12 protein-coding genes are annotated in these 12,453 nt (G+C 71.0%); 6 read left to right on the forward strand and 6 right to left on the reverse strand.

Features of this window, described 5'->3' with window-relative positions; translation table 11 throughout:
- Window positions 1-25 precede the first annotated feature (25 nt).
- A complete protein-coding gene (locus tag KCH48_RS15750; protein ID WP_210574636.1) occupies window positions 26-409 on the reverse strand; it encodes a hypothetical protein in 384 nt (127 codons plus the stop codon).
- A 176-nt stretch (window positions 410-585) separates the two neighbouring features.
- On the reverse strand, window positions 586-1,371 hold the full coding sequence (locus tag KCH48_RS15755; protein ID WP_210574638.1) for a hypothetical protein: 786 nt from the start codon (window positions 1,369-1,371) through the stop codon (window positions 586-588).
- Between the two features lie 512 nt (window positions 1,372-1,883).
- Between KCH48_RS15755 and KCH48_RS15760 the strand changes: the two genes are divergently transcribed.
- Window positions 1,884-2,516, forward strand: coding sequence for a transglycosylase family protein (locus tag KCH48_RS15760; RefSeq protein WP_210574641.1), 633 nt, complete (start codon window positions 1,884-1,886; stop codon window positions 2,514-2,516).
- Between the two features lie 117 nt (window positions 2,517-2,633).
- Window positions 2,634-3,269, forward strand: coding sequence for a transglycosylase family protein (locus tag KCH48_RS15765; protein WP_282615143.1), 636 nt, complete (start codon window positions 2,634-2,636; stop codon window positions 3,267-3,269).
- Here the strand turns inward: KCH48_RS15765 and KCH48_RS15770 are convergent.
- The 3 genes from KCH48_RS15770 to KCH48_RS15780 are packed head-to-tail and all read right to left on the reverse strand — an operon-like array spanning window position 3,175 to window position 7,165.
- Window positions 3,175-3,882, reverse strand: coding sequence for an ATP-binding cassette domain-containing protein (locus KCH48_RS15770; RefSeq protein WP_210574643.1), 708 nt, complete (start codon window positions 3,880-3,882; stop codon window positions 3,175-3,177). The genes KCH48_RS15765 and KCH48_RS15770 overlap by 95 nt on opposite strands.
- Window positions 3,879-6,689 carry an ATP-binding cassette domain-containing protein gene (locus tag KCH48_RS15775; RefSeq protein WP_210574644.1) on the reverse strand — a complete coding sequence of 937 codons (2,811 nt, stop codon included), beginning with the start codon at window positions 6,687-6,689 and terminating at the stop codon, window positions 3,879-3,881. The genes KCH48_RS15770 and KCH48_RS15775 overlap by 4 nt, the downstream gene beginning before the upstream one ends.
- A complete protein-coding gene (locus KCH48_RS15780; protein ID WP_210574646.1) occupies window positions 6,689-7,165 on the reverse strand; it encodes a hypothetical protein in 477 nt (158 codons plus the stop codon). The genes KCH48_RS15775 and KCH48_RS15780 overlap by 1 nt, the downstream gene beginning before the upstream one ends.
- Before the next feature lie 123 nt (window positions 7,166-7,288).
- Here KCH48_RS15780 and KCH48_RS15785 point away from each other — a divergent pair, with 123 nt between their 5' ends.
- The 3 genes from KCH48_RS15785 (at window position 7,289) to KCH48_RS15795 (ending at window position 10,206) form a co-directional block, all read left to right on the forward strand.
- The gene (locus KCH48_RS15785) at window positions 7,289-7,846 is read left to right on the forward strand and encodes a hypothetical protein (protein ID WP_210574648.1); all 558 of its coding nucleotides are present in this window, start codon (window positions 7,289-7,291) and stop codon (window positions 7,844-7,846) included.
- Window positions 7,815-9,110, forward strand: coding sequence for an ABC transporter substrate-binding protein (locus KCH48_RS15790; protein ID WP_210574650.1), 1,296 nt, complete (start codon window positions 7,815-7,817; stop codon window positions 9,108-9,110). The genes KCH48_RS15785 and KCH48_RS15790 overlap by 32 nt, the downstream gene beginning before the upstream one ends.
- Window positions 9,111-9,177: 67 nt before the next feature.
- On the forward strand, window positions 9,178-10,206 hold the full coding sequence (locus tag KCH48_RS15795) for a YafY family protein (RefSeq protein WP_210574652.1): 1,029 nt from the start codon (window positions 9,178-9,180) through the stop codon (window positions 10,204-10,206).
- Here the strand turns inward: KCH48_RS15795 and ctaD are convergent.
- The gene (gene ctaD / locus KCH48_RS15800) at window positions 10,097-11,776 is read right to left on the reverse strand and encodes a cytochrome c oxidase subunit I (protein WP_210574654.1); all 1,680 of its coding nucleotides are present in this window, start codon (window positions 11,774-11,776) and stop codon (window positions 10,097-10,099) included. The genes KCH48_RS15795 and ctaD overlap by 110 nt on opposite strands.
- A gap of 434 nt (window positions 11,777-12,210) precedes the next feature.
- On the opposite strand from ctaD, the gene KCH48_RS15805 reads away from it, so the two are divergent.
- Window positions 12,211-12,426 (forward strand): I78 family peptidase inhibitor, encoded by a 216-nt coding sequence (locus KCH48_RS15805; protein WP_210574655.1) that lies wholly within the window; start codon window positions 12,211-12,213, stop codon window positions 12,424-12,426.
- Window positions 12,427-12,453: the final 27 nt, after the last annotated feature.

The following is a 12,453-nucleotide window of genomic DNA, read 5'->3' on the forward strand; positions in this document are numbered from 1 at the left end:
GGGGCCGCCCTTTCCGCTTCACACCTCAGTTGCCGCGCCGCGGCCCCGGCGGCAGCGCCGGCACATGCTGCATGCCCGCACCCTGCGGCCGGAGCTGCCCGACCCGCTGCCACTGCGACTGCTGCCCGCCGCCGTGCCGGGTGCTGTACGCCCCCATGCTGTAGGCGCCGTACGAGCTGCTGCACGAACCCGGACCGGATCCGCCGTGGTCGAGATACCCGAACGCGACAAACCCGAACTCCTCCTCGCCCCTGCGGTCACCCGGCAACGTACGGAAGGACTTGACGTACTCGGCGTAGAGCTCGTCGTAGATCGGCGTGGCCGATGCCCCACCCGAACTCTCCGCAGCCGCCCGAGCGGCCGGAATCGACGAGAAGGACGGGCGGCGGGGAACGTCGTATGCGTGCACGTATGTCCAAACGACACCAGACGGGAAGAGATGCGGCTGAAGAGCCCGACATCGCAGGTCACTGATGCATTAGGGGCGCGCATAACGCCCCGACAGGGGCGCGGGGAACTGCGCGACAAGCCGCAACGAACCCGCAGCAGCCACTCAACAGCAGGCCCCCGGACAGTAGGCAAAGCTCACGTCCCCGCAAGAGGCAACGCCGCCGCCACCAACTTCCCATTAGCGGCCGCCTTATCCAACGCATCCCGCAACAGATCCTCCCGCGGCTGCCGCCCGATCGCCCCCACAGGCGCCGCGAACATCAACACCTGCTGATGCTTGTTCGCGGCGGTCCGCCACCCATCGGTCACCTGCAACGGCTGATGCGCCTGCCACCACGCGACCGGCTGCCCAGAGGACCCCGGCCCCGGTTGGAGTACCGCATGCAACTGCCCCATCGCCAACAGCACCGACCAGCCGTGCAACACCGACGGCACCGACTCGATCGCCGTCAGCGGCATGAACCCCTGCTCGATGAGCAACGGCAGAAAATCGTCGCCGGCGCCGACCGCACCGGGCCGCACGATGGGCGCGGTCGGCTCGACGACCAGCGCCGGGTGCAACTCACCGGCGATCAGGACGAGTCCGCTGGTCACACCGAGCACCGCCTGCTCGGGGACGATCTTGTCGGGCTCCAGGTCCACGGTGTCGCCGCTGATGGAACGCACCGCGCCCCGCAGTTGCTCCTCGGTGACCTGGACGACCTGCGAGGGCAGGCAGGTGGCGTGGGCGAAGGCGAGGACGGCGGTCTCGTCGCCGATGAACAGGACGGTGCTGGTGCGCTCCTGTTCGGAGTCGCCCGGGGTGCGGCAGGACGTGCAGTCGTAACTGCCAGGGGCGTTCTCTCCGGCGAGCAGCCGGTCGGCTTCATCGTCGCCGATCTCGGCGCGTACGTCGTCGCTGACGTCGAGCATGCGCGGCACGGGTGGCTCCCTCGGATGTGGTGCGTATCGGGACCGGGCGGGTCCCGGGCTCATGAAGAGACAACGGGCGTTCTGTGGCGGGAGTCACGCCCCAAGACGAACGGAGTCGAACCGTCCGATGCGGTAGGTCACATTGCGTCCGGAATCGGATACTCCCTGTCAAGTACTCGGGAACCCAAGGATGTTGGATCGGTGATGTGGGTCACAGGTCATCTGGGGGCTTGGTCGACAAATGCCGAAATTCACGAATGAAGTGGGTGTCCGGAAATCGTCGATACCCGAGGTAACGGTGAACTGGCCTGGAATGACAAGGAGTTGGTTGATGCCGGCCCACCGTCGTCCGTACATTCCTCCGCCGTGTGCAACGAGCACCGCTCGGGAACGTCCGCCGGCCGCACCAAGCCAGCTCGTCGTACAGCCTCCGGCGGACGGGGCTGAGCGCGCCGACCGCGACCAATCGCGGGACGTGCGCCCGGCCTTGGGGGATCCCGGGTCCGTGGAGAGGGATGTCCATGTCCGATTGTGCCGATACCAACCGCGACAACGTCCGCAAGACGAGTACGACACGTACGACGGCGGTCCTCGCCGGGGCCGCTCTGCTCGCCCCCCTCGGACTGCTGGCCGCGAGCGGCAACGCCGCGGCGGCGGACGGCGGGGTCTGGGACCGCATCGCCCAGTGCGAGAGCGGCGGCAACTGGCACATCAACACCGGTAACGGCTACTACGGCGGACTGCAGTTCGCCGCCTCCACCTGGCGCGCGTACGGCGGCACGGCCTACGCGCCGACGGCCGACCAGGCCTCCAGGGAGCAGCAGATCGCGGTGGCCACCAAGGTCCAGCGCGGCCAGGGTTGGGGCGCCTGGCCGACCTGCTCGGCACGGGCCGGGGCGTACGGGAGCGCACCCGCGGCTCCCGCGACCGGCTCGCCCACGACGAAGGCGGCTCCGCCGAAGGCGCCGGAACGCTCTTCCGCCCACCCCGACCGCAGCGCGTCCCGCGGCGACCACACGGTCCGCCAGGGCGACACCCTGAGCGGCATCGCCGCCCGGTACGGGACCACCTGGCAGCAGATCCACGCCGCCAACAAGGACATTATCGGCAGTGATCCCGATGTGATCGTCCCCGGACAGCGCCTCGACATCTGAGCCGTCCCCGCTGCTGCGGGCACGGGGCCCCGTCCGGTGCGGCCGACCGGGTGGGGCGCCTAGGCGCACCGGACGCGCCGCGGCGGCCGTACGCGGCGCACTGCTTAGCGTGAGCCGATGATCACCAAGTACACCAAACTGACTACGTTCGCCGTGGCGGCGATGCTCGCCACCGTCACGTCGTCCGCCGCGCACGAGATGCCGCCGCGGCCGGCCCCCGTTCCGCTGCTCGACACGCTGCTCGGGCCCCGCGACTGCGGCAAGGGCAAGTGGCCCTGGGGCTGCCTCGCCCATTGCGAGAGCAGCGGGCGCTGGAACGTCAACTCCGGCAACGGCTTCTACGGAGGGCTGCAGTTCGGGCAGCCCACCTGGGAGGAATTCGGCGGCCTGAAGTACGCCCCGCGCGCGGATCTCGCCTCGCGCGAGGAGCAGATCGCCGTAGCCCGGAAGGTGGTGGCCGTGCAGGGCTGGGGGGCCTGGCCCGTCTGCTCCAAGAGATACGGGCTCAAGGGCCGGATGCATTTCGTGCAGCGCGGCGACACGCTGACGTCGATCGCCCGCAGATACGGCGTCAAGGGCGGCTGGAAGGCGCTCCACAAGGCCAACAAGAAGCGGCTCGGACGCCGTCCCGACCAGCTGAAGGTGGACATACTGCTGGTCATCCCGGAGGACGGGGACCGTGAGCCGGACCCGGCCCCTGGTCTGTTCGGTCCGCCGCTGCCCGCCGCTGAAGTTCCCCCGCCTCGCCACTGAACACGACGGCGCCGCGGCGCAGTTCGTATCCGAGCGCCGCCCGGCCGTAGGGGGCGGGCGGCAGCCGCTGTTCGGCGACGACCACGCACGCGTCGAGCGCGGCCAGCAGTTCGTACGTCCGTGCCGCGACCGTGGCGGACATGCCCTGCGTGGGTTCGTCGACGAGCACCACGCGCGCGCGTGCCAGCAGGGCGCGGGAGAGCGCGAGCATCCGCTGCTCGCCTCCGGAGAGGGTGCCGGCCCGGCGCGGCAGCAGGGGCGTCAGCTGCGGGTAGGCGTCGAGGGCGGGGGTGACGTCGGCCGCCGCCAGTTCGAGGTTCTCGCGGACGGTGAGGGAGCCGAACACCGCCTGCCGTTCCGGGACCATGCACAGCCCGCGCCGGGCGCGTTCGAACGCCGGTGTCCGGGTCACGTCGACGCCGTCCCACACCACCGCGCCGCCGGACAGGGGCACGGTTCCGGCCAGGGCGCGCAGGGCCGTCGTACGGCCGGATCCGTTGCGGCCAAGGAGGACGGTGAGGCCGGGGCCGGGGGCGGCGAGGGTGACGCCGTGCAGGGCTTCCAGGGGGCCGTAGCGCACGCGCGCGTGCCGCAGGGAGATCGTGGTGGTCATCGGCCGGCCGCCTCCAGCGTGTCCAGTACGCGGTCGGGCGGGCCGGAGGCGACGATGCGGCCCGCCGCCATGACGTGGACGACGTCGGCGAGGTCGGCGACCAGGTCGAGGTCGTGCTCGACGACGAGCAGGGCGGTGCCGTCGGCGGCGAGGGCCTTCAGAACGCGGGCCAGCGCGGTCACTTCGGCGGTGTCCAGCCCTGCGGCGGGCTCATCGAGCAGCAGCACGCGCGGGCTGCCCGCGAGGGCTCGGGCCAGCTCCACCCTGCGCAGGGTGCCGGTGGGCAGGCCCGCGGCGGGAAGCTCCCCGACCGGCCCGTCCAGACCGAACAGCCGCAGCGCCCGCTCTACGGCCGTGTGATCGGCGATCCGGCCCTGCTCGGCGCCCACGCGAACGTTTTCGGCCACGGTCAACGAGGGGAAAACGGCCAGTTGCTGGAACGTCCGTGCGATGCCGATCCGGGTGCGGGCGTGTGCGGGCAGCCGGGTGATGTCCCGGTCGTCGAGCCGTACGTGGCCTTGTGCGGGGCGCAGGGTGCCTGCGAGGCAGTGGAACAGGGTGCTCTTGCCCGCGCCGTTGGGGCCGACGATGGCGGTGATCCGGCCTCGGGGGACGTCTAGGTCGATGTCGTCGAGCGCGGTGAAGCCGCCGTAGTCGGCGTGCAGGTGGCGGGTGGTGAGGATCGGATTGGAGTTCCCGCCCGCACCACCCGTGACAGTTTCGTCGGCGGGTGCGAGTGGCCCCGGTGGGGGCGGAGCGCCGTCGGCGGGTGCGGGTGGTTGCGGTGGTGGCTCGGTGTGGTCGGTCGTTGTGGGTGGTCGTTGCGGGGATTGGGCGCTGATGTGGCCCGTGGGTGGACCCTGGCGGAGCCTCGTGTCGGTTGTCGTGGCCGTGGCTTTGTCGTCGGTGGTCGTCGCGGGCGTCGGTTCCCAGTGAGGGGGGCGGCCTTGTGCCCGTCGTCGTAGGCGCCTTCGTAGTTGCACGCCCGCCGTCGTCAGCCCCGCGTTCCGCCATGGCCGCAGGCGCTGCGTCGCCGTTCGCAGTGCCTCGTACGGGCCTCCGGGGAAGCGGCCGACCAGGACTGCCAGTACGCCGATGAGGGCCGCTGCCACTCCGCCGCGCGCTCCCGCGTCCAGGCCCACCAGGAGGGCCGCTGCTGCCAGTGCGCCCAGGGTGGAGTCGGCGCCCAGGACGACCACCGCCGCGAACCAGAGCAGGCCGCGGACGGGGTCGTAGGCGCCGGGGTCGAAGGCGCGGAGCCCCATGCCGAGCATGCCGCCGCCGAGGGCGGCCAGGGCGGCGCCGGAGACGAAGGCCAGGAGTTTGAGGGACGGGACCTTCACGCCGGCCGCCGACGCGCCCGATTCGTGGTCGCGCATGGCCGCGAGGGCTCTGCCCGTACGGCCCCTGCGCAGCGCGTGCGTCGCGAGGAGCGCGGCTGCCAGCAGGGCCAACTCCAGGACGTAGTACGCGCGGTCCCCGTCGAAGCCCGCCGGGCGGTCCAGCGAGAGGCCCGACGTGGCGTACGGCTGCGCGAAGACGAAGCGGCTCACGCCCACGCCGACCGCGAAGGTCGCCAGCGCCAGCGCCAGGCCCTGGCGGCTGATCGCCGGCCAGCCGGTGAGCAGGCCCAGGGGCGCGACCAGGAGCACCGCCACCGCCAGCGCGGCCAGTTCCGGCAGGCGGGGGACGCCGGGGAAGCGGCCCGCCGCGAGCAGGGCGGTGAAGAGGGCGCCCAGACCCGCGTACGCCGCCTGGCCGAGCGAGATCTGGCCGCCGCGGCCCGTGACGACCACCAGGGAGAGCAGCACCACGCCCAGCGCCGGCACCTGAACCGACGTATGGAGGTCCGAGCCCGCGAAGCCCAGCGGCAGCAGGAACAGGACCACCGCCACGATCCAGGCGCCCGGCGGGGTCGGCACGCGCGCGGTGGCTGTGCGCGGCAGTGCGTCCCGGGTGCCGACGCGGGGCAGGACGAGGGCCGCGATCAGCAGGGCCACCACGAAGAGGTTCGCGCCGACGGCCTGGAGCAACGGTTCGCCCCATCCGGAGGGGTGAAGCCGCGTCAGCTGGCTCTGCGCCACCCCGATGCCCAGCGCCGTCACGACCGCGACCGGCAGACTCCGCATCCGCGCCGCCACCGCGACCGCGACGACCTCCATGACGAGCAGCGGCAGTCCGTACGGGTCCAGCCGGACGTACGGCGCCAGCAGCACGCCCGTCAGCCCCGCCGTGAACGACCCGAACGCCCAGCCGGCCGCCGCCACCCGGTCCGCGTCGATCCCGCCGAGCACGGCCAGCTGCCGGTCGTCCACGACCGCCCTGAGCTCCCGCCCGAACCGCGTCCACCGGATCACCGCACCGACGCCGGTCGCCAGTACGGCCACCACCGCCAACTGCCCCCACGGATCCGCCGACACCAGCTCCGGAGCGTCGTCCCGCGCACCCTGCCCCCACACCAGCGCCGCCCCGCCGACCAGCAGCACGAAGACCCCGATCGACGCCACCAGCGTCTGCGCCGGATCGCTGCCGAGCACGGACAGCGGGCGGAAGACGAAACGCTCCAGCACCACCCCCAGGCCCGGCGCCAGGACCACCAGCGTCACCAGCGCGCCCAGCCACAGCGGCCAGCCCCACTCGACCACGCACTGCCGCAGCGCGTACGCGCACACCATGGCGATCGCCCCGTGCGCGAAGTTGAGCACGCCGGTCGCGCGGTACGTCACGATCAGGCCGATCCCGGTGAGCGCGGCGGCGCTGCCGACCGACAGACCGGCGAGCGTGAGGTCGTACGTGAGGGACGACATCAGCCGTCTGCTTCGGCGGGCTCACAGATCGGGCACGGGCCCAGTTCGCCGCTCGCCACCAGCTTCCCGTCCACCGGCACCGACTCCGCCTTCCCGGCGACCAACGGGCAGTCCGCGCGATGGAACAGCGTGCCGCCCGGCACCATCAGCAGATCCGCGCTGACCGCGAGGGGTGCGGCCGCCGCCTGCCCGGAGTCCACCGTGCCGTCGGGCTCCGCGGCGACCAGCAGGCCGTACAGCTCCTCCACGCGCGCGGCGGCGAGCGCGTTGCGGCCATGCGTCAGCAGCACCGCTCCGGCGATGATCAACGCGGCTCCGGGGACCGTGCAGGACGCGAGATAGGGCAGCTGCCGCTCGGCGAACCGCTCGCCCGAGATGCCGTACCAGCCGATCACACACAGCACCGCGCCCGCGGCGAGCGCCGCCCAGCCGGCCCACAGGACGGGGTGCACGGTCCGCAGTCGGGCTGTCCGCATCTCTGGCTCCCACACGTCGTGAGTCTGTCCATGTCAGCCGATCGCTTGCACTATGCCTTCTGCAAGCTGACCCTGAAAGCACCGGGCGCGCACGGCCCGGACCGACACCCGGTGGTGAGCCAGATGGTTCTCGGGAGCGACCTCAGGCGGGGGAACGCGGGACGGGGCACCGCGATCGCAGCAGCACTGCTCCTCTTCCTCGCCCCGGCCCTCGCGGCCTGCAGCGACGACGAGGGCGGCGGCAGCGGCGAGACACCGCCGACACCGACGGTCGAGCAGACCGAACAGCCGACGAGTCCGGCCGCGTCGGGGCCCGCCGACACGGCGGCGGCCGAGCAGGAGATCAAGCAGAACTGGCAGAAGTTCTTCGATCCGGCGACCTCGACCCAGGACAAGCAGTCCGTCCTCGAGAACGGCGACCGGATGGCGCCCGTGCTGGCGGCCTTCAGCGGCGACGAACGTGGCGGGCAGGTCGAGGCGAAGGTCACCGCGGTCGAGTTCACCTCGCCGACCGAGGCGAACGTGACATACGACCTGACGCTGAAGGGCGCCACCGCACTGCCCGGCGCCTCCGGAACGGCGGTCGAGCAGGACGGCGCCTGGAAGGTGTCCGCCAAGACCCTGTGCGCGCTGGTGAGCATGAGCGGCAATGCCTCGGCGTCGGCCCTCCCGGGCTGCTGAGGCCCTCGCCGCGGTGCTGTTGCTGGCCCTGAGCACGGCCTGCGGCAGTCGCCTGCCGGAGAGCGACTTCGAGAGCGACGGCCGTACGACCCCGTCGGCGACCGCCGGTGCGCCGCTGCGCGTCGGCATCATCACCAGCGTCACCAGCCCCGTCGGCGGCAACGCCTTCACCGGCCCGCGCGACGGCGCCAAAGCCTGGTTCGAGCGCCTCAACGCGCGCGGGGGCATCGACGGCCGCCCGGTCGAGGTGCGCCTGTGCGACGACGGCGGCAGCGGGGTCGGCAACAACGAGTGCGTGCACCAACTCATCGAGGAGGACGAGGTCGTCGCCCTGGTCGCCACCACCGCGCTCGACTACGCGGGCGCCTCCCGTGTCGCACGCGCGCGCGTGCCGGACATCGGCGGCCAGCCCATCGGCGCCGCCTACGACACCTGGCCGCACCTCTACGGCATCTACGGCAGCCTCGCGCCACGCGACGGCACGACCGGCTGGGCCGGCGAGCAGTACGGCGGCACCGAGGTCTACCGGTACTTCAAGCGCGAGCACGGCGCCCGCACGGCCGCCGTCGTCTCGTACAACCAGGCCGCGTCCGCCGCCTACGCACGGCTCGTCGAGCGGGGACTGAGGGCAGAGGGCTACAAGGTCGTCACCGAGCAGGTCGACTTCGCGCTGCCCAACTTCCGTGCCGTGGCGGCCGACCTCAAGGAGCAGGGCGCCGACCTCGTCTTCGACGCGATGGACGGACACGGCAACGCCCAGCTGTGCAAGGCGATGGACGACGTCGGCGCCGAGGTCACCGCCAAGGTCACGAACGTACAGAACTGGACGTCCGCAGTCCCCGAGGACTACAAGGACTCGCCGCGCTGCCGCAACGCCCTGTGGGCGACCGGATCCAGCCGGAACTACGAGGACACGGACCATGAGGCCGTACGGGAGTTCCGGGACGCCACTGAAGGGCTGAAGACGCACTCCCAGTGGCAGTTGGAGGGGTGGGCCGCGGCCATGTGGTTCACGGAGGCGGCACGGTCCTGTGCCCAGGAGGGCGTCACGCGCGCGTGCGTCGACGACTTCATGAACCGCAGCGAGGGCTACACCGCCGACGGACTGCTGGTTCCGGTCCGGTTCGAGCGGCTGGCCGAGCCGCCCAAGACCCGCAGGACCTGTGTGTCGGTGGCCCGCTGGCAGGACGGCAAAGGCTGGGTCTCCCAGGGGGACATGAACGACACGTGCTTCGAAGTGCCGCAACTGCCGTACGAGCAATGAGGGCTTGTACGAGCGATGACGTCCTTGCGGACAGTCTCTGTCCGCAAGGGCTGGCAGACTCACCACCATGTTGGAGACCTCGGCACGACTGCTGCGCCTGCTCTCGCTCCTCCAGGCCCACCGCGAATGGTCCGGCGCCGACCTGGCCGAGCGGCTCGGCGTCACGCCGCGCACCGTGCGCCGGGACGTGGACCGGCTGCGCGAGCTGGGCTATCCCGTCAACGCCAGCCCCGGCACGGGCGGCGGCTATCAGCTGGGCGCGGGCGCCGAGCTGCCGCCGCTGCTCCTGGACGACGACGAGGCGGTGGCCGTCGCCGTCGGGCTGCGCACGGCCGCCGGACAGGGCATCGAGGGCATCGGCGAGACCTCGGTACGGGCTCTCGCCAAGCTCGAACAGGTCCTGCCGAGCCGGCTGCGCCACCGCGTGGGCGCCCTGAACGCGTTCACCGTGCCGATGCTGCGCGGCCCCCAGCCCTCCGCCGTCGATCCGGCCGTCCTCACCGAGCTGGCCCATCTGTGCCGGGACGCCGAGCGGCTGCGCTTCGAGTACCGCACGCACGACGGAGCCGTGACCCGCCGTACCGTCGAACCGCACCGCCTGGTGTGCACCGAGCGCCGCTGGTACCTGGTCGCCTGGGACCTGGACCGCGACGACTGGCGTACGTTCCGCGTCGACCGCATCACCCCGAAGCCGCCGCACGGCCCGCGGTTCACCCCGCGCGAGCCGCCCGCCGACGACCTCGCCGCGTATGTCTCGCAAGGAGTCTCCACGCGCGCGTACGCCTCGCACGCCGTCGTCCGGCTGCTGGTGCCGCTGGCGGAGGCGGCCGAGCGGATCTCGCCGTCGGCCGGGGTGCTGGAGCCCGAGGGAGAGAACAGCTGTGTCCTGCGCACCGGGGCCGCGAGTCTCGACGTGATGGTCATTCACGTGATGCTGATGGGCTTCGAATTCGAGGTGCTGGAGCCTGTCGAGCTCACCGACACGATCAGGACCGCTCGGGACCGGCTGTCTCGCGCTCTGGAGCGAGCTCCGCGTACTCGGGATGGTGCAGGTCGAACGCCGGGGACTCCGAGCGGATCCGGGGCAGCGCGGTGAAGTTGTGCCGGGGCGGCGGGCAGGAGGTCGCCCACTCCAGGGAGCGGCCGTAGCCCCAGGGGTCGTCGACCTCGACCTGCACGCCGTACTTGGCGGTCTTCCAGACGTTGTAGAGGAACGGCAGCGTCGACAGGCCGAGGAGGAACGAGCCGATCGTCGAGACGGTGTTGAGCGCCGTGAAGCCGTCGGCGGCGAGATAGTCCGAGTAGCGGCGCGGCATGCCCTCGGCGCCCAGCCAGTGCATCACCAGGAACGTGGTGTGGAAGCCGATGAACAGCGTCCAGAAGTGGATCTTGCCGAGCCGCTCGTCGAGCATCTTCCCGGTGAACTTGGGCCACCAGAAGTAGAAGCCGGCGAAGATCGCGAAGACGACCGTGCCGAACACGACGTAGTGGAAGTGCGCGACCACGAAGTACGTGTCCGTGACATGGAAGTCCATCGGCGGCGAGGCGAGGATCACGCCGGTCAGACCGCCGAAGAGGAACGTCACCAGGAACCCCACCGACCACAGCATCGGCGTCTCGAAGGACAGGGAGCCCTTGATCATGGTCCCGGTCCAGTTGAAGAACTTCACGCCCGTCGGCACCGCGATCAGGAAGCTCATGAAGGAGAAGAACGGCAGCAGCACCGCGCCCGTCGCGAACATGTGGTGTGCCCACACCACCACCGACAGACCGGTGATCGCCATCGTCGCGCCGATCAGCGTCAGATAGCCGAAGATCGGCTTCCGGCTGAAGACCGGAATGATCTCCGTGATGATGCCGAAGAACGGCAGCGCGATGATGTAGACCTCGGGATGGCCGAAGAACCAGAACAGGTGCTGCCACAGCAGTGCGCCACCGTTCGCCGCCGTGAAGATCTGCGAGCCGAACCGCCGGTCCGCCTCCAGACAGAGCAGCGCCGCGGCCAGGACCGGGAACGCCATCAGGATGAGGATCGACGTGAACAGCGTGTTCCACACGAAGATCGGCATCCGGAACATCGTCATGCCGGGGACGCGCATCCCGATGATGGTGGTGATGAAATTGACCGCGCCGAGGATCGTGCCGAAGCCGGCCAGCGCGAGCCCCATGATCCACAGGTCGGGTCCGACGCCCGGTGAGCGTTCCGCGCTGTTCAGCGGCGCGTAGGCGAACCAGCCGAAGGCCGCGGGCCCCGAAGGCACCAGCAGCGAGCCCAGCACGATGAGGCCACCGAACAGGAACAGCCAGTACGACAGCATGTTCAGGCGTGGGAAGGCGACGTCGGGGGCGCCGATCTGCAGCGGCATCAGCTCGTTGGCGAAACCCGCGAAGGTCGGCGTCGCGAACAGCAGCAGCATGATCGTGCCGTGCATCGTGAACAGCTGGTTGAACTGCTGGTTGTCGATGAGCTGCAGCCCCGGCCGGGCGAGTTCGGCGCGCATGACCAGCGCCATCAGACCGCCGACGAGGAAGAACGCGAACGACGTGATCAGGTAGAGATGTCCGATCTTCTTGTGGTCGGTGGTCGTCAGCCAGTCGACGATCACCCGGCCCTGCGGCCTCCTCCGCGTGGGCCGCATCGCCGTCTGCACGGTCTCGGTCCCCATACGCTCGCTCGCCCCTTCGCTCGTCGCGCCACGGGCCGCTGCAGCCCGCGGCGCGCGAGTGCCCGCGAGCTCACGTCATGATGCTCGCGTCGTCGCGCGCCGCGACAGGGGGCGTACCGGGGTTCTGTGCCTGAGCCATGCATTTCCTGTGCGACGTCAGCCCCCGTGGGCCCCACGCGGAATCGGAATGGAATGCGGATCCGTGGCGGTTACCCCGGCACTTTCCGCCGGGCTTTTCGCCGGAGTCGGGGCGACACGCGGAAATTACGTTCGAATGCCTGCGTAAGGCGTACGCGCGCGCCCGTTCGTGTGACGAAGTGCACCAGAAACGCGTGTCGTGATCCTGTGACAAAAGTGTGACCCGGGAGGGATCAGTGACCCACGGTGTACGGATCCGACTTCCGCGCCCGCTCAATGGGGCCTAGCGTGGCGCCATGGCACCCATTCCGAAACCCCCCGCCGAACCTCAGGACAGCCCGGATTCGTATGTGGGCCTCGATGCCGGAGCGGCCGAGCAGCGCGCGCGTGACCGGGGCTGGTCGACCGTGCGGTCCCTGCCGCCGGGCGCGATCATCACCATGGAGTACCGCGTGGGACGGCTGAACTTCGAGGTCAAGGACGGCCTGGTGGCGCGGGCCTGGAAGGGCTGAGTAACGAAAAACGGCGACGGCCCTGGT

This window comes from Streptomyces sp. GESEQ-4 (assembly GCF_017948455.1).
Taxonomy (GTDB): Bacteria; Actinomycetota; Actinomycetes; order Streptomycetales; family Streptomycetaceae; genus Streptomyces.